The 22,626-nt window shown below is 66.9% G+C and carries 22 protein-coding genes and 2 pseudogenes; 13 read left to right on the forward strand and 11 right to left on the reverse strand.

Translation table 11 applies throughout. The features are described from left to right. Nucleotides 1–119: 119 nt before the first annotated feature. A complete protein-coding gene (locus tag FGL98_RS11185) occupies nucleotides 120–1,259 on the reverse strand; it encodes a MalY/PatB family protein (protein ID WP_186526107.1) in 1,140 nt (379 codons plus the stop codon). Between the two features lie 84 nt (nucleotides 1,260–1,343). On the opposite strand from FGL98_RS11185, the gene ilvA reads away from it, so the two are divergent. After that, a complete protein-coding gene (ilvA, locus tag FGL98_RS11190) occupies nucleotides 1,344–2,591 on the forward strand; it encodes a threonine ammonia-lyase IlvA (protein WP_146316856.1) in 1,248 nt (415 codons plus the stop codon). 10 nt (nucleotides 2,592–2,601) lie between these two features. Here ilvA and FGL98_RS11195 read toward each other — a convergent pair whose 3' ends face one another. Next, on the reverse strand, nucleotides 2,602–3,777 hold the full coding sequence (locus FGL98_RS11195) for a fatty acid desaturase family protein (RefSeq protein ID WP_146316857.1): 1,176 nt from the start codon (nucleotides 3,775–3,777) through the stop codon (nucleotides 2,602–2,604). A 37-nt stretch (nucleotides 3,778–3,814) separates the two neighbouring features. Beyond that, nucleotides 3,815–4,900 carry a ferredoxin reductase gene (locus tag FGL98_RS11200; protein WP_146316858.1) on the reverse strand — a complete coding sequence of 362 codons (1,086 nt, stop codon included), beginning with the start codon at nucleotides 4,898–4,900 and terminating at the stop codon, nucleotides 3,815–3,817. Nucleotides 4,901–4,983: 83 nt separating this feature from the next. Here FGL98_RS11200 and FGL98_RS11205 point away from each other — a divergent pair, with 83 nt between their 5' ends. The 4 genes from FGL98_RS11205 to FGL98_RS11220 all read left to right on the forward strand — a co-directional run bounded on the left by FGL98_RS11205 (nucleotide 4,984) and on the right by FGL98_RS11220 (nucleotide 9,804). Further along, nucleotides 4,984–6,189, forward strand: coding sequence for a PucR family transcriptional regulator (locus FGL98_RS11205; RefSeq protein WP_146316859.1), 1,206 nt, complete (start codon nucleotides 4,984–4,986; stop codon nucleotides 6,187–6,189). A gap of 425 nt (nucleotides 6,190–6,614) precedes the next feature. Next, nucleotides 6,615–7,166, forward strand: coding sequence for a DinB family protein (locus tag FGL98_RS11210; RefSeq protein ID WP_146316860.1), 552 nt, complete (start codon nucleotides 6,615–6,617; stop codon nucleotides 7,164–7,166). 214 nt (nucleotides 7,167–7,380) lie between these two features. Next, a complete protein-coding gene (ald, locus tag FGL98_RS11215; RefSeq protein ID WP_146316861.1) occupies nucleotides 7,381–8,496 on the forward strand; it encodes an alanine dehydrogenase in 1,116 nt (371 codons plus the stop codon). A gap of 57 nt (nucleotides 8,497–8,553) precedes the next feature. Continuing rightward, on the forward strand, nucleotides 8,554–9,804 hold the full coding sequence (locus FGL98_RS11220) for an MFS transporter (RefSeq protein ID WP_146316862.1): 1,251 nt from the start codon (nucleotides 8,554–8,556) through the stop codon (nucleotides 9,802–9,804). A 148-nt stretch (nucleotides 9,805–9,952) separates the two neighbouring features. On the opposite strand, the gene FGL98_RS25405 is transcribed toward FGL98_RS11220, so the two are convergent. The 3 genes and pseudogenes from FGL98_RS25405 to FGL98_RS27105 form a co-directional block, all read right to left on the reverse strand. Next, a complete protein-coding gene (locus FGL98_RS25405) occupies nucleotides 9,953–10,102 on the reverse strand; it encodes a hypothetical protein (protein ID WP_186526118.1) in 150 nt (49 codons plus the stop codon). Further along, nucleotides 10,103–10,267 (reverse strand): annotated as a pseudogene (locus tag FGL98_RS27100) (HNH endonuclease); the annotation flags it as partial. Between the two features lie 20 nt (nucleotides 10,268–10,287). Beyond that, nucleotides 10,288–10,836 (reverse strand): annotated as a pseudogene (locus tag FGL98_RS27105) (DUF222 domain-containing protein); the annotation flags it as partial. A gap of 17 nt (nucleotides 10,837–10,853) precedes the next feature. Here FGL98_RS27105 and FGL98_RS11230 point away from each other — a divergent pair. Beyond that, nucleotides 10,854–11,066, forward strand: coding sequence for a hypothetical protein (locus tag FGL98_RS11230; RefSeq protein WP_146316863.1), 213 nt, complete (start codon nucleotides 10,854–10,856; stop codon nucleotides 11,064–11,066). A 594-nt stretch (nucleotides 11,067–11,660) separates the two neighbouring features. Here the strand turns inward: FGL98_RS11230 and arr are convergent. Next, a complete protein-coding gene (gene arr, locus FGL98_RS11235) occupies nucleotides 11,661–12,071 on the reverse strand; it encodes an NAD(+)--rifampin ADP-ribosyltransferase (protein ID WP_146316864.1) in 411 nt (136 codons plus the stop codon). Between the two features lie 143 nt (nucleotides 12,072–12,214). Next, nucleotides 12,215–12,793 carry a TetR/AcrR family transcriptional regulator gene (locus tag FGL98_RS11240; RefSeq protein WP_146316865.1) on the reverse strand — a complete coding sequence of 193 codons (579 nt, stop codon included), beginning with the start codon at nucleotides 12,791–12,793 and terminating at the stop codon, nucleotides 12,215–12,217. An 84-nt stretch (nucleotides 12,794–12,877) separates the two neighbouring features. Between FGL98_RS11240 and FGL98_RS11245 the strand changes: the two genes are divergently transcribed. Continuing rightward, a complete protein-coding gene (locus FGL98_RS11245; RefSeq protein ID WP_146316866.1) occupies nucleotides 12,878–13,759 on the forward strand; it encodes an SDR family oxidoreductase in 882 nt (293 codons plus the stop codon). Between the two features lie 75 nt (nucleotides 13,760–13,834). Here FGL98_RS11245 and FGL98_RS11250 read toward each other — a convergent pair whose 3' ends face one another. After that, nucleotides 13,835–14,131: a DUF1905 domain-containing protein gene (locus FGL98_RS11250; protein ID WP_222432122.1), complete on the reverse strand. Its 297-nt coding sequence runs from the start codon at nucleotides 14,129–14,131 to the stop codon at nucleotides 13,835–13,837. 81 nt (nucleotides 14,132–14,212) lie between these two features. On the opposite strand from FGL98_RS11250, the gene FGL98_RS11255 reads away from it, so the two are divergent. The 6 genes from FGL98_RS11255 (at nucleotide 14,213) to FGL98_RS11280 (ending at nucleotide 19,885) form a co-directional block, all read left to right on the forward strand. After that, nucleotides 14,213–14,554: an antibiotic biosynthesis monooxygenase family protein gene (locus FGL98_RS11255; protein ID WP_146316867.1), complete on the forward strand. Its 342-nt coding sequence runs from the start codon at nucleotides 14,213–14,215 to the stop codon at nucleotides 14,552–14,554. Nucleotides 14,555–14,694: 140 nt separating this feature from the next. Further along, nucleotides 14,695–15,381, forward strand: a complete 687-nt coding sequence (locus FGL98_RS11260) for a DUF5995 family protein (protein ID WP_222432123.1) — start codon at nucleotides 14,695–14,697, stop codon at nucleotides 15,379–15,381. A gap of 119 nt (nucleotides 15,382–15,500) precedes the next feature. Next, a complete protein-coding gene (locus FGL98_RS11265; RefSeq protein ID WP_146316868.1) occupies nucleotides 15,501–16,517 on the forward strand; it encodes an aldo/keto reductase family protein in 1,017 nt (338 codons plus the stop codon). 532 nt (nucleotides 16,518–17,049) lie between these two features. After that, complete coding sequence (locus tag FGL98_RS11270; protein ID WP_146316869.1) at nucleotides 17,050–17,907, forward strand: ABC transporter permease; 858 nt, start codon at nucleotides 17,050–17,052, stop codon at nucleotides 17,905–17,907. Nucleotides 17,908–17,957: 50 nt separating this feature from the next. Then, nucleotides 17,958–19,022, forward strand: a complete 1,065-nt coding sequence (locus tag FGL98_RS11275) for a taurine ABC transporter substrate-binding protein (RefSeq protein WP_281289172.1) — start codon at nucleotides 17,958–17,960, stop codon at nucleotides 19,020–19,022. 44 nt (nucleotides 19,023–19,066) lie between these two features. Beyond that, nucleotides 19,067–19,885: an ABC transporter ATP-binding protein gene (locus tag FGL98_RS11280; protein WP_246136511.1), complete on the forward strand. Its 819-nt coding sequence runs from the start codon at nucleotides 19,067–19,069 to the stop codon at nucleotides 19,883–19,885. Nucleotides 19,886–19,985: 100 nt separating this feature from the next. On the opposite strand, the gene FGL98_RS25410 is transcribed toward FGL98_RS11280, so the two are convergent. Beyond that, entirely contained in the window at nucleotides 19,986–20,897 is a 912-nt protein-coding gene (locus FGL98_RS25410) for a CobW family GTP-binding protein (protein WP_186526110.1), read from the reverse strand. 47 nt (nucleotides 20,898–20,944) lie between these two features. Beyond that, nucleotides 20,945–22,618: an amidohydrolase gene (locus FGL98_RS11290; RefSeq protein WP_146316873.1), complete on the reverse strand. Its 1,674-nt coding sequence runs from the start codon at nucleotides 22,616–22,618 to the stop codon at nucleotides 20,945–20,947. Between the last annotated feature and the right edge of the window lie 8 nt (nucleotides 22,619–22,626).

Here is a 22,626-nt window from a genome sequence, read left to right on the forward strand (position 1 = left end):
CTTGAAAGTGCCTGTCCTGTAGAGATCCTGAGTTGTCGCAAACCCAAGTATCTCTTACAGCACAGGCACTTTCACGTCCCCCGACCGCGCGTCACACCTCAACCCGTGAAAGACGCAGGCTAGTGCTCCCAGGCGATCGCGAGTCGGTCCACGATCTCCGCGACGCGCTCCGGAGAGGTTGCGAGGTTGACCCGGACGTGACCGTCGCCGCCGGGCCCCCACGGGCGGTGGTCCACCCACACCCGGCCCTTGTCGAGAGCGGTCTCGCCCGGCGAAGGCAGCCCGTAGGCTCGCGCGTCGAGCCAGGCGAGGTAGGTCGCCTCCAGCGGGCGCATCCGCGCACGCGGCAGTTTCTCCTGCACCAGCCGCGCAAACAGCCGGCGGTTGCCGTCCAGAGTGGCGATCACCTCATCCAGCCACGGACCGCCCTGCTCGTAAGCCGCCCGCCCGGCCACGGTGCCGAGCGCGGACTGCCCAGGGTGAAGGGGATGGGCTCGCACCCGCGCGGCCTGCGCTGCTGAGCTGCATACGATCTGGGCGCACTTGAGGCCGGGAATGTTCCAGGCCTTCGTGGCCGAGGTCAGCGTCACCACCGGAGCGCCCGGGCTGGCGACCCGGGCGTAGGGGATGTGACTGGAACCCGGCAGAGTCAGGGGCGCGTGGATCTCGTCGGCAATGACCATCGCGCCGTGTGCCTCGATGACGTCGCGCAGGGCTTCGAGCTCGCTCCGGCCGAATGACCGACCCCACGGGTTGTGCGGGCTGCACAGGAGAAGCGTGCGGGCACCCGCCCGCAGAGCGGCGTCGATGGCCTCGAGGTTGTGCTCGGCCACCGCAGCATCCGGGTCCAGCGGCGCGGGGATGATCTTGCGGCCGGTGTGGCCGATGACCGTCAGGAAGGGTGGGTAGGCCGGTGTGGGAACCACAACAGGCCCATCCTCGGCCAGCGTGTCGAGGACACGGGCGACGGCATCGACGACGTCTCCGGCCAGCACCACCCGCTCAGCCTCCACCTGCCAACCCCAGCGGCTGGCGGCAAAGGCGGCGAACGACTCGGCAACCCCGCACTGTTCATCGGGCGGGCCGTAACCGAGCCGGCCCTGGTCAACCGCGGTGTGCAGCGCCGTGGTTATCGGCTCGGCGACCGCGAAGTCCATCTCGGCCACCCAGGCCGGCAGCACGTCGGCCGCTGCCAGTGCCCATTTGACGCAGCCACTGGCGCGCAGCTGCGCATCGGTCCGGTCATGCAGCAAGGTCATGCCGTCCATCATGCCGGTTGGACCACGACGGTCGCCTGGCGGACGGGACCGCACGGCGCGTGAGCCGTGTGCCAGGCTGAAGAAATGTCACTGGTCACTGCCGACGACGTCGATCGAGCCGCCGCGCGGCTGAGGGACGCGGTGCGCGTCACCCCACTCGAACCCAGTCGGCGGCTCTCCGCGCTGACCGGGCTGGACGTCTGGCTCAAGCGCGAGGACCAGCAGCCGGTGCGCTCCTACAAGCTGCGCGGTGCCTACAACCTGCTTGCCCAGCTCACACCCGAGGAAGCCGCACGCGGCGCGGTCTGTGCGAGTGCCGGCAACCACGCCCAGGGCGTCGCCTATGCCGCGGCGGCGCTCGGCATACGGGCACGAATCTATCTGCCGCGCACCACGCCTCACCAAAAGCGCGATCGGGTGCGCTCACTTGGCGCCGATGCCGTCGAGATGATCATCGACGGCGACACGTATGACGATGCCGCGGCCGCCGCCAAGCGGGACGCGGCGCGCACGGGGGCAGTGGTGGTGCCGGCGTTCGACGACCCGCGCACCATCGCCGGCCAGGGCACCGTGGCCCGGGAGATCGTCGAGCAGCTGGGCCGGGTTCCGGATGCGCTGGCGGTGCCGGTCGGTGGCGGCGGGCTCATCTCCGGCGCGCTGACCTGGCTCGGGGAGCGGCATCCGCAGGTCCGAGTCATTGGCGCCGAGCCACTGGGCGCCGCGGGTATGAAAGCCGCGGTCGCCTCGGGGGGGCCGGTCACGCTGGAGGAGCTGGACCTCTTCGTCGACGGTGCCGCGGTGCGCCGAGTCGGCGATGCGACCTACGCCGTCGTGCAGCAGCGCGGTCCCGAGCTGTGCGAGGTCCCTGCGGGGCTGATCTGCTGCGAGATGCTCGACCTGTACCAGTCCGACGGGATCATCGCCGAACCGGCGGGAGCGCTGGCCCTCGCGGCGCTTCGGCAGGGCCTGGACCTGCCCGCCGGATCCACCGTGGTGTGCGTGCTTTCCGGTGGCAACAACGATGTGAGCCGGTATGCCGACATTGTCGAGCGCGCCCTCGTGCACGAGGGGCTGAAGCACTACTTTCTGGTGGAGTTCGCGCAGGAGCCGGGCGCCCTGCGGCAGTTCCTCGATGAGGTGCTCGGGCCGGATGACGACATCACCCGATTCGAATACGTCAAGCGCAACAACCGCGAGCTCGGTCCGGCCCTGGTGGGCATCGAGCTCGGGTCACCGGATGACCTGGCGCCGTTGCTGGCGCGGATGAAGGCTGCGCCGCCGCAGATCACCCGGGTCTATCCGGACAGCCCGCTCTTCCAGTTCCTGATGTGACCGGGCCGGGTCAGGCGGCGTCGGCCTTGGGGGCGGCTGTCTTGAAGCGCAGTGGCACGGGTGCCGCCTTGCGAGGGCGCGGCGCGAACTTCGCGGCCAGGTGGTTGGGCAGCGACAACCGGATGACCTTCATCCACGCCGAGCCGACCTGCCTGGGCAGCGATCCGCTGGTGTAAGTCAAGCCGTAGCGGTTGAAGATGTCGCGGATCTGCGGCGCGATCTCCTGGTAGCGGTTGCTCGGCAGGTCGGGGAACAGATGGTGCTCGATCTGGTAGCTGAGGTTGCCGGTCGCGATGTGCATGGCGCGCGAGCCGTTGATGTTCGCCGAGCCGAGCATCTGCCGCAGGTACCACTCGCCCCGGGTCTCCCCGTCGATGGACTTGCGCGTGAACGTCTCGACACCCTCGGGGAAGTGGCCACACATGATGACCGAGTGCGTCCACAGGTTCCGGGTCAGGTTGGACAGGTAGTTGGCAAGCAGCGTCTGCTTCCAGGACCCGGTGGGTGCCGCGAGCAGCGGGTGCACCACATAGTCCTTGGTCATCTGCTGGCGGATCTTGACGCCGACCTTCTTCAGGTCGCGCTGGAAGATCTCCTTGTTCTTCTTGCCCTTGAAGTACTTGCCGATCTCGAGATCGTAGGCCGCGATGCCGTACTCGAAGAAGCAGGCATTGACGAAGTTCCACACCGGCTGCCCGAGGTAGAACGGCGACCACCGCTGGTCCTCGTCGACGCGCATGATGCCGTAACCCAGGTCGTTGTCCCGACCGAGCACGTTGGTGTAGGTGTGGTGGAGTTCATTGTGCGAGTGCTTCCACAGCGACGCCGGCGAGGCGTTGTCCCACTCCCAGGTGGTTGAGTGGATCTTCGGGTCCCGCATCCAGTCCCACTGGCCGTGCATGACATTGTGCCCGATCTCCATGTTTTCCAGGATCTTCGAGACGGACAGGCCGACGGTGCCCACGACGAACGCCGGCTTCCAGCGGGAGGCGAGCAGCACCGCGCGGCTGCCCATCTCCAGGCCGCGCTGCACCTTGATGACCCGTCGGATGTATGCCGCGTCGCTCGACCCGCGGGTCGAGATCACCTGGTCGCGGATCGCGTCGAGCTCGACACCGAGCCGCTCGATGTCCTGATCGCTCAGGTGCGCGATCGGGTTGTGTTCCTTCTTCTGCAGGGCAGTCATGGTGTGGTCCTTTCGTTGGGCCGAAAGTCGTTGGTGGCTAAAGGTCTAGGTCGCAGCGTCCAGCCGCGGAGGAGATGCAGGTCTGGATGAGCACGCCGTCGCCGGGCGACGCGGTCGTCACTTCGCCGGTGCGCAGGTCGCGGACCGCGCCCTCCCGCAGCGGCAGCACGCACCCGTAGCAGATCCCCATCCGGCAACCGGAGGGCATGATCACGCCCTCGTCCTCGGCGACGTCGAGAATGGGCCGGGCGCCGTCACATTCGAGTTCGCGGTCGAGGCCGGTGAAGTACACCGTGCCGCCCTCGCCGGGCTCCGTCAGCGCGGGACGGAAGCGTTCGCTGTGCAGCTGATGGACCAGGCCGGCCTCGTGCCAGTGCGCCTCGAGCGCCTCCAGCATCCCCGCGGGCCCACAGGCGAAGGTCTCCCGATCGCGCCAGTCGGGCACCAGGGCGTCCAGCTCGGCGGGGTTCAGCATCCCATCGGTGTCGGTATGCCGTTGCAGCAGACGGACATGGCCGCCGGCGGCAAGATCGCGCAGCTCATCGGCGAAGATCACGTCCTCGGGTCGCGGCGCAGAGTGCAGTAGCACGACATCATCGAGGTCGGTGGCGGCATGTCGCAGGATGCCCATGACTGGCGTGATCCCGCTGCCGCCGGTGAGCAGCAACATCTTCGCCGGGAGAACCTTGGGCAGCACGAACTCACCGTCGGCCTGCTCCATCTGGATGACCTGCCCCGGTCGCAGGATACGCACCAGGTGCGTGCTCACGGTCCCGCCGGTGATCGCCTTGACGGTGATGGAGATGCAGCCGTCGGTGCGCGGGCCGGACGTGATCGAGTAGGCGCGCCACATGCGCACGCCGTCGATGTCGACACCAATGCGGGTGTACTGCCCGGGCCGGTGATCGCGCCAGGTGCGGCCGGGCCGGATCAGCACGGTCATGGCGTCGGAGGTCTCCCGCTCGAGGGCAACGACCCGGCCGCGCAGGTGCGTGCGCGAGCGCAGCGGGTTGAAGAGGTCGACGTAGTCCTCGGGCAGCAGCGGGGTGGTGGCTGCCCGGGCGATCCGGAAGGCGTGGTGACGCCAGGCCGGGACTCGGTCTTCCTGGGTCGGCGGGGTCATATCTCCATCATGCTGTCTCAAGGGTCTAATATCTTGACCGTACGCGGTGAACCTCTTCCACTCGGTTGTGCGGAGCGAACAAAATGAGCGATGTTTCGGCGGATGGCGGCCCGGATATCCCGCGTAGCGTCCTCACCGAGTTGACGCGGCAGTTGCCGGAAGTCGCAGAACGCTGCGTCGCTGCCATTATCGACGAGGTGCCCAGCTATGCGCGAGCCCTGCGTGGTGAGATGGCCGACACGATCGAGAGGTCCGTCCAGGTGGCCCTCGGTGGGTTCCTGCGAATGGCGGCCGGCAGTGCCCGTGGTGCGAGGTCGACCCCGATGCGCCCGGCGCTGGACGGGGCGTACGCGCTTGGACGGGGCGAGGCGCGCAGTGGCCGGTCGATGAACTCGCTGCTCGCGGCATATCGGGTCGGGGCTCGCGTGGCCTGGCGCGAGATGGCCGCCACGACCGTGGACGCCGGGGTCGATGCCCGCAACCTCGGCCGGTTCGCAGAGCTGGTCTTTGCCTATATCGACGGGTTGTCCGCGGCGAGCGTCTCGGGGCACGCGGACGAGCTCGCGGCGAGCGGGCGCGTGCAGGAGCGGCGCCGTGAACGTCTCGCGGCCGCCCTGATTGCGGGGCAGGGCGAGGAGGAGCTGCTCATTCTCGCGCGGCGCGCCAAGTGGTCGCCGCCGGTGCATCTCACGGCCGTGCTGCTGCCGGAGCCGGAAGCGGGCGCGGTGCTCACCCGGCTCGGCTCGCGGTGCCTGCGCGCGGCCGACGAGCAGGGCGAATCCGGCGAACCGGAGATCGCCACCCTGTTGGTGCCGGATGCGGACGGCCCCGGCCGGGTGCACCTGCTGCGCACGCTGCGCAGCCAGGGGGCGTATGTCGGGCCGGCCCGGCCATGGGTCCGGGTCAGCGAGTCACACGGCCGGGCGCGGCGGGCTCATGACCTGGCGCTGGCAGGTGGCCGGTCGTCTCCCGTCGACACCGAGCTGCACCTGCCCGAGCTGGTGCTGCGGGCGGATGGCACGGCATACGCCGATCTGCGCGAGCGGGCACTGGAACCGCTGGCGGATCTCACGCCCGCCACCATCGCCCGGCTGAGCGAGACGCTCGGCTCCTGGCTGCTGCACCAGGGCCGGCGGGATGCCGTGGCCGCCGACCTGCACGTGCATGCGCAGACCGTGCGCTACCGGATGGGGCAGATCCGTGAGCTCTTCGGGGACCGCCTGGACGACCCGGACCGGGTGCTCGAGCTGGTTCTGGCACTCGGATGCGAAAATGCCAGTCCCGCTTGACCCTGGACCTGCCTGAAGGTTGGCGCTGTTCGTATGCACGAATCGCGTTGACGGCCATGGCGGTTGGTCCTCCGCCGCGCCTACCCAACCAGCGGGTTACCGGGAGGTCGGAGCGGAAGGCTGGTTGTCGATCCGCTTCATGGGGCGCAGCGGGACGGGCTGATGCGGTGTCAGGTGCGCCAGACGACGCTGCCGCATGAGTAGTTGCTGGGTCGTGGACCTGACGACGCGGGACGATTGAGGCATAAATGTCTCCCTTGATCGGGGGCACTGAGCTCGCCTACGGCGATGCCCGGGCCGGTTTGGGTGGGGGATCACTCGGTAGAACGGAGGGCCCCTCCGATTAATTCCCGTGGCGCCAAGAAAACTTCCGCGGGGTGTCAAAACCACTGGCCCCGCGTGCGCGACTCGACCAGGATGAAGGCATGTCCGAACGTCGCTATCCCGACCTGTGGCTCGACCCTGCCGACGACCCGCGACAGCAGGCGTCCATCGATGACGGCAGCGAGCTCGGGGTGCTGACCGACTACCTGCGCGTCTACCGGATGACGCTTGAGCTCAAGTGCGCGGATCTGACCGCCGAGCAGCTCGCGCGGCGGGCGGTGCCGCCCTCGAGCATGTCGCTGCTCGGCCTGATCCGGCATCTGGCAGACGTCGAGCGCACCTGGTTTCGTCAGCGTATGGCGGGCGAGGACGCGCCCCGTCGCTTCCGGCGGGCGGACGACCGGGACGCGGACTGGAACGACGCGGCGGCGGACGATGCGATGGTCGACGAGGCGTGGCGGGCCTGGAGCGAGGAGGTCGCCTACGCGCAGGCCTACGTCGAACGGGCGCCGAACCTGGAGGTCGTCGGGCACTGGGAGGACCAGTCGATCTCGTTGCGAGAGCTGCTGGTGCACATGATCGAGGAGTACGCGCGCCACCTGGGGCATGCCGACCTGCTGCGCGAGTGCATCGACGGCCGCACCGGCCAGTAGCCCCAGCGAGTTGTGCACTTTGGTTCAAAAGGCGCAGCTGTAGGTGCGCCTTTCGATCGAAAGTGCACAGATGGGCGGGGTGGAGGGTGCGGGAGGGTGCGTCGGTTGGTGCAGGAGATTTGCGTGTGCATCAATCTGGCCGAGCAGCCCGCGCAGTGCCAGAGTGAGGGAGGACGGCCGGTTGGCCGGCCTCGCGCGATGAAGCAGGTGACTGATGAGGATTGGCGTCCCGAAAGAGATCAAGAACACCGAGTTTCGAGTGGCGATCACGCCGCCCGGGGTGCACGAGCTGACCACGCACGGGCACGACGTGTGCGTCGAGCGTGGTGCAGGCGTCGGGTCCTCGATCCCGGATCACGAGTATGCCGATGCCGGGGCGAAGATTCTCGAGTCCGCCGATGAGGTGTGGCAGTCCGCAGAGCTGATCCTCAAGGTGAAGGAGCCGATCGAGCAGGAGTACCCACGGATGCGCGAGGGGCAGGTGCTCTTCACCTATCTGCACCTGGCCGCCAACGAGCGTCTGACTCGCGAGCTGCTGGACCGCAAGATCACCGCGATCGCCTACGAGACCGTGCAGACCTCCGACGGCGGGCTGCCGCTGCTCGCGCCGATGAGCGAGGTCGCCGGGCGGCTCGCCGTCCAGGTCGGCGCCTACCACCTGATGCGCTCCGGTGGCGGTCGCGGCATCCTGCTCGGTGGGGTTTCCGGCGTGCACGCCGCGAAGGTCGTCGTGATCGGCGCCGGCACCTCGGGCATGAACGCGGCCGCGATCGCCCTGGGGATGCAGGCCGAGGTGCTGGTGCTCGACAAGGACATCGACAAGCTCCGGTCGGCCGACCGGATCTATCAGGGCCACCTGCAGACGATCGCGTCCAACGCCTACCAGGTGCAGGCCGCGGTGTGCGATGCAGACCTCGTGGTCGGCGCCGTCCTGGTGCCCGGTGCGAAGGCGCCGATGGTGGTCTCGCACGACTTGGTCGCCCGGATGAAGCCGGGCTCAGTGCTCGTCGACATCGCCATCGACCAGGGCGGCTGTTTCGAGGACTCCCACCCGACCACCCACGTCGACCCGACGTTCACCGTGGAGCAGTCGATCTTCTACTGTGTCGCGAATATGCCTGGTGCGGTTCCGCATACGTCCACCTATGCGCTGACCAACGTCACCCTGCCGTATGCCGAGGAGCTGGCCGACCAGGGCTGGCGGCAGGCGCTGCGCGACGACCCGGTCCTTGCGCTCGGCCTCAGCACCCATGACGGCCGACTGGTCAATGCGGCCGTCGCCGGTGCGCTCGGCCTCGACCACACGCCGCTGGAGACTGCACTTTCCTGACCGGCCAGAAGATAACCAGTTGACCTCAAGTGCACCTGAGGTGCCAGGATCTTCCACATGCTTGAGCGCCTTGGTCTGCCCGACGTGTCCCGGCACCGCCGGTTCATCACGTCGATGGCCGTGGATGCTGTGGGCACCGGGGTTTTCATGCCGGTGTCCGTGCTCTACTTCCTCGCGACCACCTCCTTGAGCCTGCCCCAGGTGGGGCTGGCGCTGTCCGTGGCCGCTGCGGTCGCCGTGCCCGCGGTGCTTGTGGTCGGGCACGTGGTGGACAAGGTCGGAGCCAAACAGGTGCTCCTGGCGGCCAATGCGATCGAGGCAGCGGGCTTCGCCGGGTACCTCGTCGCGCACAGCTATGCAGCCGTGCAGGGCGTGACGATCGTGGTGGCGATCGGCCAGGCGGCCTTCTGGTCGTCCTACTCACCGATGGTTGCCGCGATCACTCTCCCGGGGGAGCGCGAGCTGTGGTTCGGCTTCATCGGTGCCCTGCGCAATGTCGGGTTCGCTGCCGGTGGCCTCCTCGCCGGCCTGGCCATCAGCATCGGCACGACCACGGCATACCGAGCGATGGTTGCCGCGAACGTGTTGTCCTACCTGCTCGCGCTGGTCCTGCTGAGTACCGTGCGTGCGCACAAGGCGCCGGCGCCGCCCGTCGACGAGCGGCACGTGGGATGGGCACAGATCATCCGCGATCGGCCCTACTACCTGCTCGTCCTGTCCAATCTCGCCTACGCCCTGTGCAGCATCGCGCTCAACTACGTCATGCCGGTGTATGCCGTGGAGACCCTCCACCTGCCGGGCTGGGTCACCGGCACGATCTTCACGATCAACACGGTGCTGGTCGGGTTCGGGCAGAGCTTCGCGGTGCGCAAGATGCGTGGACATGTGCGCTGGCGGATCATCGGTGTCGCCAACCTCGGATTTGCCGCGGGCTTCATGCTGATGGCGCTGGCCGGCCATCTTGCGGTGGCACCCGCCGTCACCGTGATGCTGGTCGCGGTCGGCATCTACACCGTGGGCGAGGTGCTCGCCGGGCCGGTCCTGACAACGATCGCGACCGACAGTCGGCCGGACCACCTGCGCGGTCGCTACATGAGCGTCTATCAACTGTCGTGGACCGTTGCGTCGATCATCGCGCCGGTGACGTTCTCCTGGCTGCTTGCGCAAGGACGTTCGCCGGTGTGGGTGGTCCTGATCGTGGTGACGGTGATCGGCACGGTCCTTGCGCGGATCATGTCCGATCACCTGCCGCTGGCCGACCAGCCGGTGACCAACAGCGCGGACGTCGAGATGGCCGCGCAGACGTAGGGCGGGAGACCGGCATACCGCCGTCGTCGCACTCTTCCGGGAACACGCTGCACCGCGGTCGAAGGCGGACGTGGCGTAGTTGGTTTGAGTCGTCGGACGCAGCCGACGGCCAGGGCGCTTGCCTGTGCGAGTCGAGGCTCGGGCGAGGTCACCCGGTGGCGGGATACCCGGGTGGCGCGCCAGGCCCGTGGATGCGCGGGTCGTCTGGTGACAGCGGCTTGGAGGGCATCCTGCCGGGGATCAGGTTCCAGATGACCTCACGGTCGCTGATGAACGGTAGGTAGCCCTTGTTGTGCACAATGTGATGGTGTCTCGAGCACAAGAGAGTCCCATTGGACAACTCGCTCGCGCCGCCCACCCACCACGGCACGGCGTGGTGGACCTCGCACCATGGCACCGGCCGGCCCTCCCCCGCCTCGCTTCGCTCCGTACGGGAGGTGCCCCCATTCCCGGGAAGGTGCATCCACCGGTGTCGCGGTGGGCGACTGCGGATCGAATGGCTGCCGTGAATGGTCGAGATGCGCGCCCCACGTCTAGTGGCTGGGACCTGGTGCCCAGAACCACGGGAACCAGTTGCGCGTCGCAGGCGAGTTGCCGGGCGGTGCCTGGGTCCAGCACGTCCCCGACGGCTGTGGTTGCCAAGGCAGTGGACACGACCACACCGATGAGCACTGAGAGTGGGATCGTGACATAGCACTTGGTGGGCGCGGAGCCGGAGAGCTCGCCGTCCCCGACTCGCAGCCCGGCACTGATCAGCTCCATCAGTGCGTCGGCGCGGCGCTTGCCCGCACTGTGTAGGTCGGGCTCCGCCGCGCCGGTCTCGAGGTTGATGCCGCCCTGGGGTGCGGCGAGCGCTTCCACGGCTGCCTTGAAGATCGCGGCGTGCGCAGGGGACAGCTCACCTTCGAGCCGCGTCAACCCGGTCGCAAGCTCACTCCAGCGCAGCGACTCCAACTTCGAGAGCTTCTCCTCATTCTTGGTGTCCTCGTCCCCACCGAAAACCGCCACGATCCGCTTGGGCAGCTCACGCAGTTCTTGCTGGAGCTGTCATGCCCGACGGCCAGGTAGTAACCCAAGAGCTCCTCCCGGGAAGCGTTCGGCAACGCGGCCTGAGCCTGGTCGACCTCACGGACCGCCACGGCCACCGCCCGCGCACTGACATCCCGGCAGCCAGGGCTGCCCGCAGGCATGCGTTCTTCGGTTCGTTGATGATCGACGCCGCCGTCGCGATGCGGGAGGCCTGTCCGGGCACCCTCGTCTAGCTCGTCGGCTCCGAGTTGGCGCGACGCCGCCGCCAGCCGGGACGGGACCGGGGCGAGGTACCTCAGCTCGGCCAGTGCCGCGGGACCGGCCCCCGGGCTTGAGCAACCCGTTCGGAGTGCCCGGGGTGACGCCGGCCCCACCCAACGCCTTCGCGCCGTCGGAGGTCGACTGATAGATCGACAGGTCCACTGGGTTCACATCGGCATCCAGTGCCGCTCGCGCAGCCTCCCGGTATGCCGCGCGCAGCGCCGCGTCCACCTGCTCGTCAGAAGCTCCCGGCCAGGCCGAAATCGGAGGCTCGGTGCACCCTGCCTCGTCATCCGGCGGTCGCCTTGATGCCGCCGACCGGGCGCCGTCATCACCGGCGGGAGGCTTCTTCCGCCGGAACGCATCGCCCTTCTCGAACTCCAAAATTTATCATACAAGTGTTCGAAGAATTGGTCAAGCACAGTCCGACTGTTCGCCAACTGAGCCGTGCGCAGCACAACAACGACGCTGCGTCACTCCGCCAGAATGACGCAGCAAGTAGGATGCGCGATCGGATGGCCTGACCTACGCCGCCAACCTGGCATCAACCCGGTTCCGCTCGCGGATCAGTTGATGATCTCGCCGCGCTCATCCGCGCGGATTGGCGCCAGTCGCTCGTGCCATGCCTGCAGCGCCTCAGGGGTCTGCCGTGTCCAGTCCGCCACTTCGCCGACGACCCTGAGTGGTTCCGTGCTGCGGTAGGACCGGGTCGGATTGCCGGGGAACTTCTTGTCGGTCACGTTCGGGTCGTCCTCGAACGCCCCAGTGGGCTCGACGATGTACACCCGCGCAGCACCTTTGCCCGCCGCGAGCTCCGCGGCGAGTCCGGCACCGTCGGGCAGCGCGGTGAAGTAGATGTGGTTCATCACCACGTCGGGCCGGTAGTTCGACCTGAAACCCGCCGTGAGGAGATCACCCACCCGCAGATCGGCCTTCGTGCCGTGGAAGAACGGCCCACCACCCAGCACGTCACTCACCACCACAGCCTAGATCCACTTGAACCTCACGGTCCGGAAACCCGCGCCCAGTAGCGATGTCGAGGAACGCTTCGCGCCCGAGGCGTCCGTCCGCCGCGTTCGGGCGTCAAGCACACCCCGCCCGGGTGTGCGAGTCATTTCGTCTATCCGAGTGATGCGCTTGCCGCTCGGAGATCGTGCAGCGCCGCCAGCGTGTACGGGGCGAGGTCATCGGTAGCCGCACCGCTACCTTCGGACCACTCGGCGAAGCCGCGTTTGAACGCGAGGACGCCCATCTCGGCGGCGAGATGCGCGACCGGGTCGGGCACGCCGCGAGCCGCCAGTGCGTCAGTCATGGCGGCTGCGAGGCCGACGTTCTTCAGGATGGCGCGCTCTTGAAGCTCGGTGCTGGCAGCGACGGCCGCACTGATCCGGGGACCGAGCTCACGGTTGATCGGGCCCATTTCGGTGGAAGCTCGCTCGAGGCCGGCCGCGACCGCCGCCAACGGAGTGGCCCCTTCGGCCGCCTCGGCGATGCCCTCGGCCAACAAGCGGCTCAGCGTCTCCTGACCAGCGGCGAGGAGCTCGCGCTTATCGCGAAAGTGTCTGAAGAAGGTACTTTTCGTGAGGCCGGCGCGCTCGGCGATCTGCGCAACAGTGGTGCCGTCGTATCCCTGTTCGGTGAATAGGTCGAGGGCAGCGAGAACGATCCGCTCGCGCGCCCCTGGTTCCCATCGTGCCATGACGCACATATTACGTGATGGGATACTTGTCCCATCACGTGCTAAGTTGATGGGACTATTATCCCATCACTGTAGGCGGGTCCCATGCATGTCTTCATCACCGGCGGTACCGGCCTCATCGGCACCGCCGTCGTCGCAGAGCTCCTTGGCAACGGCCACACCGTTCTCGCACTCGCCCGCTCCGACAGGTCTGCACATGCTGTCGAAGCAGCAGGAGGTGCGGCGATCCGCGGCGACCTCGCCGACCTGGACGTCCTGCGCGCAGGCGCCACACAGTCCGACGGTGTCATCCACCTCGCCTTTGCCAACAACTTCACCAGCCCCGAAGTGCTCGCGCAGGCGATTGCCGAGGAGACCTCCGCCCTCACCACCCTGGGTGGGGTCCTGCTTGGCAGCGATCGCCCCCTGGTCACCGTCTCCGGCACGCCGTGGGTGCCAGGCCGTCCATCCACCGAGGCCGACCCGTTGTCCACCGACGGCCCAGTCGGCGGCCGCGGCCGCACCGTGACCGAGATCCTGGAGTTGGCTACGCGCGGGGTCCGAGCCACTGCAGTGCGACTGCCGCGCACGGTCCACAACAACGGTGACGGCGGGTTCGCCGGCCTGCTAACCCAGATCGCTCGCCAAACAGGCAGGTCCGGCTACCCCGGCGACGGAACCCAGCGCTGGCCCGCCGTCCACGCGCTCGACGCCGCAGTGCTGTTCCGGCTCGCACTGGAGTCCGCGCCCGCCGGCAGCTCATGGCACGCGGTAGATGACGAGGGCGAAACAGTCCGGGACATCGCGGAAGTCATCGGACGTCGACTCGGCCTACCGGTCGAGCCTGTACCCACGGAATCGTTCGGACCGCTTGGTCAGATCTTCGCCACGGACCAACCCTCTTCGAGCGCAGCCACTCGAGAAGGACTCGGCTGGCAGCCGACGCACCCGAACCTGCTGCGGGACCTGGAGAACATCGAGCCCTGACCCGCAGCTCACCCGAGAACCCGCTGCTACCTCAATCCGTCGCATCGAAGGACGCCGACGCCGACGCCGCCTCGCCTACGGGCGTCCTACACTCAATGCCACCGCCACGACCTGGTCCACTTGGATCCCGACGGATTTGCGAACCACGTTCTTCAGCGGGAGCAGGTAGCTGCCGTCCTTGGGGAACAGCGCCGTCGTGAACTCGGTCCCGCCGATGCGCACCATCACCGGCACCTGGCCCCAGTACTCGATGCCCGTGGCGGCTAACTTGATGTCCGCAGTCTCTCCTTCCGGGATGGCGACGAAGTAGAACGGCGCAGGTCCGCGCCACTCGACGACCTGACCCTCGAACTGGAAGTCCATCAGCTCCATACGCCTCAGTATCGCCAATTGCCTGTCGGCGGGCGGGGCGCACGTGTCGTATGACCCAGTCCTGGATGGCAGTCTTGCCTTATGACCACGATCAAGATCAACGCAATCACTGTCCCCGCCGGTTCGGGCGATGAGCTGGCTCATCGATTCGCTGCCCGAGCTGGTGCGGTCGACGGCGCCGATGGCTTCGAAGGTTTCGAGCTGCTCCGCCCTACCGACGATAGGGAACAGTGGCTGGTCATCACCCGCTGGCGCGACGAGGAGTCATTCCAGGCCTGGGTCAGGTCCCCCGAGTTCGCCGATGGTCACCGGTCTGCCGTTGAGCGGGCAGGTGGTGAAGCACAGGGCCCCGTTTCCACCCACAGTGAGGTGTGGAACTACGAGGTGGCGGGTGGCTCGGGGGCAACGCCCGGCGGACAGTGACCACGGCCTGGTCCACGCGGCCTTTCTGATCTCCACCCTGCGACTCTCCACCCGCGACGGCCAGGCTCATTCGAGAGGCTGCCAGGAATGGTGAGCCCGTCGCGGTTGCATCCTGAGGGGCAGAGTGAATACTCAGTCCTGTGAGCCTGCCAACGACAGTCGAGGGCGTCATTGCCCGGATGCGCGCGATCGACGCGGCGCTTCCGGTTGATGACGGGGTCGCGGTGTTCAACCGGATGTACCTCACGGTGACCGAGAGCATCGCCGAGATCCTTGCGAAACCGGCCGGTAGCAGCGCTTTTCTGAGCCCGAAGGTCATGGCCGACCTCGACGTGACATTCGCGAACCTGTGGCTCGCGGCATACGAGGCAGACGCGGTGCGGCGAACTGTGCCGACCGAATGGCGACCGCTGTTCGAGCTGCGCGGCCGCGGACGGCTGCCGGTCCAGTATGCGATCGCGGGGATGAACACCCACATTGAGCACGACCTTCCGGTCGCGGTGATCGCCACGTGCACGGCGCACAGCATGGACCCCAGCAACCTGCACCACGACTACGAGGCGGTGAACGCGGTCCTCGCCCAGGCCGAGGCCCCGATCCGGCGGTCCTTCCTGGATGGGCTGGAACGTCAGGTGGACGACCGCGTCGGCCCCGTCGCCCACCTGATCAGCGCGTGGGACATCGACAAGGCGCGGGACATCTCCTGGGTGACGGCCGAGACTCTCTGGGAGCTGCGCCGGGTGGAGTTCCTGCGAGACAGATTCCTCGACGGACTCGCGGACACCGTCGGCATGGCCACGAGGGTGCTTCTCACTCCGATCCCCTGAAGCTCACGGGGTCCCACCCACGACGACGCTGCAAATGCAGGAGCAGTCAGACGGCCGCACGCGGCATACATCGGGGACGTGCCGCGCCGGTGCGGGAGCCAGGTCGTAGGGTCGTCAGCATGGAGTTTCGAAACCTTGGTAATAGCGGACTGCGCATCTCAGAGCTTGCCTACGGCAACTGGCTGACCCACGGATCGCAGGTGGAGCAGGAGCAGGCGCTCGCCTGTGTGCGCGCCGCGCTCGACGAGGGCATCTCGACGTTCGACACCGCCGACGTCTATGCCAACACGAAGGCCGAGTCGGTGCTCGGTGAGGCACTGAAGGGTGAGCGCCGCGAGTCACTGGAGATCTTCACGAAGGTCTACTTTCCGACCGGCCCGGGTGGCAAGAACGACCACGGCCTGTCTCGCAAGCACATTCGGGAGTCGATCGAGGGATCACTTCGGCGCCTCGGCACCGACCACGTCGACCTCTACCAGGCGCACCGCTTCGACCACAGCACGCCGCTCGAGGAGACGATGGAGGCCTTCGCCGACGTCGTCCGGGCGGGCAAGGCGCACTACATCGGTGCGTCGGAGTGGACCGCCGACCAGCTCCGTCGGGGCCACGTGCTGGCGCGTGAGCTGCGCATCCCGTTCGTCTCCAACCAGCCGCAGTACAGCATGCTCTGGCGAGTCATCGAGTCCGAGGTCGTCCCGGCCAGCAAGGAGCTGGGCATCGGTCAGATCGTCTGGTCGCCGATCGCCCAGGGCGTGTTGACCGGCAAGTACAAGCCCGGCCAGGCACCGCCGGCCGGCTCGCGCGCCACCGACGACAAGGGTGGCGCCAACATGATCGGCGACCTGATGAAGGACGACATCCTGGAGCGCGTCGCGCTGCTCGAGCCGATCGCCAAGGAGGCCGGGCTCTCGATGGCGCAGCTCGCGGTCGCCTGGGTGCTGCAGAACGACAACGTGTCCGCGGCGATCCTCGGGGCGTCCCGTCCGGAGCAGGTCAAGGAGAACGCGAAGGCCGTCGGGGTCAAGCTCGAAGCCGACCTACTCGCCAAGATCGACGAGGCGCTGGAGCCCGTCGTGCAGCGCGACCCGTCCCTGACGAAGTCACCGCAGCGCTCTCAGCTGGAGAAGCGCGGCTGAGCGTAGCGCTGCGGGTCACCGGGTCTCGATACGCCTCGCCCAGGGGCTCGGCTACTCGACCAGCGCGAGTGGGCGAGGGTCACCGGGTTTCGACGCGGCTCGCGCTGCGCGCTCACCGGCTCACCCACCGCCGCTGGTTGAGTTGGCACTCGACCAGCGGTGAGTGGTTGAGCCGGCACTCGACCAGACACGCTGATCGAGACCCGGTGAGCGCCGCCGTAGAGATGCCGAGCGATCAGGTGGCGGGTGACCAGGTCGGCGCCCACTCGCGCTCGGCGTACTCCCGGGACAGTCGCCACCCGTGGGTGCGACGATCACGCGTCCTGACATCGGTGCAGTGCCGCTGCCTCGCTCCGCATCTGGCCCCTTTGAACGATGCACATCTGGACCTTGCAGCTGCAGGCGCAGTGAATCACAGTTACTTCAAAGCAGGCTGGGAATTGCTTAAAGACAGACTGGGCCCGCCATTACGAAGCGTTGCGGTGGACCGGCAGAGGTTTCTCAAGACGTATGGCGCGCCCGAGGAGGTTCGATGGCCCTGCAAAGCAAAACTGCGCGAGCCGCCGGGAGCAGATTTCCGGACGGAGGCGGCCCCGCCAAGCGAAGCGGTCGAGAGCGGCGACAGTCCGTGGGCAATCTTTCGATCACCGCGGCGGTCATTATTGGCATCATCGTCGTGTGGTGGATCATCACCGCGGCTAAACTGGTGCAGCCGCTTTTTGTGCCATCGCCGGCCGCCACGTGGCAGGCATTTACGCGAACACTTTTCGATGGCTATCAAGGTCATTCGCTAATCATTCAACTTCTGATCAGCGTTCGCCGGGTTCTCATAGCCTTCGCGCTGGCTAGCATCCTCGCGGTGCCCTTGGGAATCCTGGTCGGCGCGAACCAACGGTTGCGAGCCGCCCTTGACCCCTTGGTCAACTTCTACCGGGTGCTACCACCGTTGGCCTACTACACCATTCTGGTGATCTGGCTCGGGATCGGCGAGACGTCCAAGGTTGCGTTGCTGTTTCTGGCCGGGTTCGCGCCGATCTTCATCGCAGTTGTCGACGCCATACGTGGAGTGCCGACCGACCGCGTCGATGCTGCGCGATCTTTGGGCGCATCCAAATCCCAGGTACTGCGCGCAATTATCCTGCCGTCACTGCTTCCAGCGACCTTCACCGGAATGCGTGTAGCGCTGGGATTCACCTACACGACCGTGGTCGCCGCCGAAATGGTGGCGGCAAACTCGGGTATTGGTTGGATGGTCCTTGATGCCAGCAGATACCTCAAAAGTGACGTCATCTTCATGGGAATCATCGTCATGGGGATTACTGGAGTGATTCTCGACAGCGCCATAAAGTACACCTCCCGCAAGGTTGTTCCTTGGCAAGGCAAGGGCTGAGCGCGCATGACGCAGCTCAAAAATCTATGGACCATCGAAGGGAACTTGATATGAATCACCTCGGGAACCGCCGCCTTGGCCGAGTTCGTAGAGCTCTCCCGCTGGGCGCGGGACTAGTGGCCCTGACGCTGGTTGCCGCCTGCGGGAGTAGTGGCGGGAGCTCCAAGGGAGCATCCGGTGGCGACACCACCCTTCGTATTGCGTATCAGGTGATTCCCAACGGTGCACCGATTGTCAAGCACGAGAAGTGGCTGGAGAAGAACCTCAAGGGCGTCAAGGTCGAGTGGACCCAGTTCGATGCGGCGCAGGATGTCGTCCGGGCGATGGCATCCGGGGCGGTGGATGTCGGCCTTGTTGGATCGACAGGAGTGTCGACAGCCGTCGCCAAGGGTCTGGGCTTCGAGGTCCCTTGGATCTATGACATCGAGGGCGACAACGAGGCGCTTGTTGTCAAGAAGGACAAGGGCATCAACTCGGTTGCCGACCTCGCCGGCAAGACGATCGCCACACCCTTCGGATCCACCACGCAATACAGCCTGATCGCGGCGCTGAAGGACGCGGGCGTCTACGGGAAGGTCAAAGTCCTTGACATGAAGCCGCCCGAGGCGCTTGCGGCATGGACCCGCGGCGACATTGTCGGCTCATACATCTGGGAGCCCACCTTGGCGAAGATGAAGGACAACGGCGGCAAGGTGATCATCTCGAGCAAGCAGCTGTCAAAGAAGGGTGTGGTGACGGCCGATCTCGCGATCGTGGCGAAGTCGTTCGCCAAGAAGAACCCGGACGTGGTCTCTGGCTGGCTCAAGCAGGAAGACCGGGCAGTGAAGATGATCAAGTCCGATCCGAAGGGCGCTGCAAAGATCGTTGCGGATGAGTTTCAGATCACCGAGGCCGATGCGTCCTCGCAGATGAAGGAATTGGTGTTCCTCACCGGCAAGGAGCAGCTCGGCAGCGAGTACCTCGGACCGGACGGCAAGCCCGGCGCCCTGGCCAGCACCCTGGACAAGACCTGTGATTTCCTCAAGTCGCAGACCCTTATCCCAAGCTGCCCGGCGGCGTCGACGTTCAAGGACGCGGTAAACGGAACGTATCTGAGCAAAGTGTCCAACAATTGATGGGGAATGCGATGAGGATGCGTAAGGGTGTCACTTTGGACGAGGTGCCCTCTTCCGATAGGAGGGCCGGGTCTGCCTCGGAGGCGCATGCGGTTGCGGTCAACGGCGTCAGCCACTGGTACGAGACCAAAGACGTCCGCGTGCACGCGCTCGACGAGGTTGACCTGCGGATCGACCCCGGTGAGTTTGTGTGCATCGTTGGTGCATCGGGTTGTGGCAAGACCACGCTGCTGCAGATGCTTGCCGGGTTCCTCGTCCCCACAGAGGGAGAGATCACCATCGGGAAGGATCCCATTACCGGTCCCAACCGCGCTCGCGGCGTCGTGTTCCAACGGCCCACCCTGTTTCCGTGGCTCTCGGTGGCCCAGAATGTGTCGTTCGGCCCTCGCATGGCCGGGGAGAAGAAGGAGTCCTATAGCGAACGAGTGGACAACTATCTCGACATGATGGGGTTGTCAGAATTTCGCGACCGTGCGCCGTACGAGCTGTCCGGAGGCATGCAACAGCGTGCGGCGATTGCTCGGGTCCTGGCAAATGACCCGGAAGTCATCCTGATGGATGAACCTTTCGGAGCTCTCGACGCGCTGACACGCGAAACGCTTCAAGAAGAGTTGCTCCGCTTGTGGCGCACCACCCACAAGTCCATTATGTTCATCACCCACAGCGTCGAGGAAGCGGTCTTTCTCGGAACGCGGGTGGTTGTGATGAGCCCGCGGCCCGGGCGCATCGTTCACCAGAAGGACGTGCGCATGGACCTTGCCGGTGACAATGGCGAACCCTCGTTCCAGGTGGCACGTGCGAACGTCGAGTTCAATCGAGCGCGGCAAGAGATCGATGACTACATCCACGGGCTACACGTCTGAGAAGCGCGGCTGAGCTTAGCGCGCTGCGGGTCACCAGGTTTCGACGCGGCTCGCGCTGCGCGCTCACCGGCTCAACCAGCGGCGGTCGGTGTGTGTGCGATCACGTGGTTGGTGACCACGTCGGCGCCCACTCACGTACGACGTCGGCGAGCACCTCGCCCGAACCCGGCGCCGCGATGAGCACGATCCGGGAGGCGTGGTCTGTCGAGGACCATGACCCGCCGTCCTCCCAGGACTGCCGCCGCCCGACCGCATGCACGATGGTGCGCCGGTCGGGTGAGTCGGTGGTGCGCAGCACCCCCTTGCATCGCACGACGGCCTCGGGGAGGTTGTCCAGTCGAGCACCGAACGCCTCACGATCGACGAGGTCGGCACAGGTGAGTAAGGCCGTTGCGTGATCTGGGTGCGGTTGATGATGCTCGGGCGCGGCGGTGTCGGGTCGGCCCGGTGCGATGTCCAGCAGGACAGCGGGATCGAGGCCGTGCAGCGGGAGCACCGGAATGCCGGGCACTGTGGTGTGCAGCCAGGCCCCCACCGCGTCGGTCTGCTCGGCATCGACCAGATCGGTCTTGGTCAGGAGCAGCAGGTCTGCCGAATGCAGCTGATGCATAACGGTGTCCGCGACCCACTTCCCGTGGGCGCGGTCCTGGATGGTCTCGACGTCGGCGCACACCAGCACTCCACCGCGGCGAAAACCCGGATGGTCGCCCCACGCGGCCACCGGGCCGGGGTCGCCGACTCCGCTGACCTCGATCAGCACCTGCTGCGGAGCTGGGGTCATCGCGGCAATCTGTGACATGACGGCCGGCATTCCTCCCGAGAGGTCGCAGCAGATGCAGCCGTTGGCCAGCTCGAGGGTGTTCCCGTCGCGAGACCGGATCAGCTCGGCATCGATGTTGACTGCCCCGAAGTCGTTGACCACCACCACGATCCGTTCACCCGAGGCGCGAGCGAGGATCCGGTTGATCAGCGTGGTCTTGCCTGCGCCGAGGTAGCCGCCCAACACCGTCACTGGGACGGTGCTGGGCGGCTCAAGGGGTCCTTCGGGCGTCACGAAACTCAGTCGCCGGATCCGGCAGGGAAGTGCCTGCCGCCCACGACGGACCCGTGCACCGGCACGTCTCGCAGGCCGACGGCGTCGGCCTCGAACGGGTCCTGCCCGAGGATCGCGAAGTCTGCATACTTCCCGGCCTCGATCGAACCGACCTCGTGATCCATCTTCAGAGTGTATGCCGCGCCGATCGTCATGGCGTGCAGCGCTTCTGGGACACTGATCCGCTCGTATTCGCCGAGCACCCGACCGCTCGGAGTCAGGCGCGCTGCGGCATGGCTGGCCGTCGCGAGCGCATCCAACGGCGTCACCGGCGTGTCGCAGTGGAAGGTGATCGGGACACCGCAGCGCAGTGCCGTCGCGGCGGCGTTCATCCGGGCCGCGCGATCCGGGCCGAGGATGATGTCGTGGTGCTGGTCGCCCCAGTGCCAGGTGTGGTTGGAGAAGATGTTCGCGCACATGCCGAGCACTGCCATCCGTCGGTACTGCGCCGCCGTGGACAGCTGGGAGTGGGTCACGGTGTGCCGGTGGTTCCAGCGCGGGTGGGCCTCCAGGGCGTCCTCGACGGTGTCCAGGAACAGCTCGGTCGCCTCGTCGCCGTTGCAGTGCGCATGCACCGTCAGGCCGGCGGCGTGGTACTGCCCGAACAGCTCGGCGAACTGCTCGGGCGGGATGACCCAGATCCCCTTCCGGTCGTCGGGCAGGTAGCCGGGTGACTGCAGCCGGCCGGTGAATCCTTGGTTCGACCCGTCCAGGATGAACTTGACGTTGCCGAAGCGCAGCTTGTCGCTGTTGCCGCGGCGCAGCTCATGCAGTCGCCGGACCGCGGCGGGCACGTCCATCGCGCCGCCGAATCCGCCACCCATGTGGAAGATCGAGATGCGGGCCGGGAAGTCCTCGTCATCGACGACCCCGTGCAGCCACTGCGGGTAGCCGTCCTCCAGCAGCTGGGTGTTGCCCAGATCCACCAGCGTGGTCACGCCGTGGTTGCGGGCGTCCGCGCCGAACAGCTTGATCCCCGAGGCGTCGCGCTTCGCGGCACGCAGGTCGAGGGTGGATGGTGCGCTGCCGATCAGAGCCATCGCGGCGGGTTCGCGCATCTCGCCGGTGGGCTCGCCGGACCCGTCCTTGACAACCCCCTCGACGGCAGTGTCGCGGGTGATGCCGTCCAGCTTCAGGGCCACGCTGTTCACCGTCATCACGTGCCCGCTCTGGTGGGTGATGCCGATCGGCCGGGTGCTCGACACCTGGTCCAGGTGACGCCGGTCCAGCCGGTCGCCGGGGAAGAAGATGGGGTCCAGGCCCCAGGCGCACAACGGGGCGGTCGGATCGTCGAGCGCGGCGTCCGCCTCCTTGAGTCGTGCGATGACCGCCTCGATGCTGTCGCAACCCGGCCAGCGCGTGCCTCCCGGATCGGTCCGCTCGCTGTGGCCGACGTAGGTCCACTGCCACATCGCGCCCGACCCCATGTGCGTGTGCGCCTCGACGAACCCGGGAAAGATCACCGCGTCGGCATACCGGTCGTCGATGTGAGCCGGGCCGTAGGCCTTGAGCTCCTCCAGCGTCCCGACGGCCCGGATCCGGTCCCCGCGGACCGCAACGGCCTGCGCGGTCGGCCGCGCCGGGTCCATGGTGCGCACCAGCCGGGCGGGGTAGATGGTCAGAGTGGGTTCAGCGGTCATGCGACGGA

Source organism: Leekyejoonella antrihumi (assembly GCF_007845645.1).
GTDB lineage: Bacteria > Actinomycetota > Actinomycetes > Actinomycetales > Dermatophilaceae > Leekyejoonella > Leekyejoonella antrihumi.

Bases quoted from the DNA above. Each gene is read 5' to 3' on its own strand.
- FGL98_RS11200 (WP_146316858.1), bottom strand. From the start codon at position 4,900: ATGACCCCGCCGACCCAGGAAGACCGAGTCCCGGCCTGGCGTCACCAC.
- FGL98_RS11245 (WP_146316866.1), top strand. From the start codon at position 12,878: ATGCATGTCTTCATCACCGGCGGTACCGGCCTCATCGGCACCGCCGTC.
- FGL98_RS11205 (WP_146316859.1), top strand. From the start codon at position 4,984: ATGAGCGATGTTTCGGCGGATGGCGGCCCGGATATCCCGCGTAGCGTC.
- FGL98_RS11250 (WP_222432122.1), bottom strand. From the start codon at position 14,131: ATGGAGCTGATGGACTTCCAGTTCGAGGGTCAGGTCGTCGAGTGGCGC.
- FGL98_RS11185 (WP_186526107.1), bottom strand. From the start codon at position 1,259: ATGACCTTGCTGCATGACCGGACCGATGCGCAGCTGCGCGCCAGTGGC.
- FGL98_RS11220 (WP_146316862.1), top strand. From the start codon at position 8,554: ATGCTTGAGCGCCTTGGTCTGCCCGACGTGTCCCGGCACCGCCGGTTC.
- FGL98_RS11195 (WP_146316857.1), bottom strand. From the start codon at position 3,777: ATGACTGCCCTGCAGAAGAAGGAACACAACCCGATCGCGCACCTGAGC.
- ald (WP_146316861.1), top strand. From the start codon at position 7,381: ATGAGGATTGGCGTCCCGAAAGAGATCAAGAACACCGAGTTTCGAGTG.
- FGL98_RS11270 (WP_146316869.1), top strand. From the start codon at position 17,050: ATGGCCCTGCAAAGCAAAACTGCGCGAGCCGCCGGGAGCAGATTTCCG.
- FGL98_RS11230 (WP_146316863.1), top strand. From the start codon at position 10,854: ATGCCCGACGGCCAGGTAGTAACCCAAGAGCTCCTCCCGGGAAGCGTT.
- FGL98_RS11210 (WP_146316860.1), top strand. From the start codon at position 6,615: ATGTCCGAACGTCGCTATCCCGACCTGTGGCTCGACCCTGCCGACGAC.
- ilvA (WP_146316856.1), top strand. From the start codon at position 1,344: ATGTCACTGGTCACTGCCGACGACGTCGATCGAGCCGCCGCGCGGCTG.
- FGL98_RS11290 (WP_146316873.1), bottom strand. From the start codon at position 22,618: ATGACCGCTGAACCCACTCTGACCATCTACCCCGCCCGGCTGGTGCGC.
- FGL98_RS11275 (WP_281289172.1), top strand. From the start codon at position 17,958: ATGAATCACCTCGGGAACCGCCGCCTTGGCCGAGTTCGTAGAGCTCTC.
- FGL98_RS11240 (WP_146316865.1), bottom strand. From the start codon at position 12,793: ATGGCACGATGGGAACCAGGGGCGCGCGAGCGGATCGTTCTCGCTGCC.
- FGL98_RS11265 (WP_146316868.1), top strand. From the start codon at position 15,501: ATGGAGTTTCGAAACCTTGGTAATAGCGGACTGCGCATCTCAGAGCTT.
- FGL98_RS11255 (WP_146316867.1), top strand. From the start codon at position 14,213: ATGACCACGATCAAGATCAACGCAATCACTGTCCCCGCCGGTTCGGGC.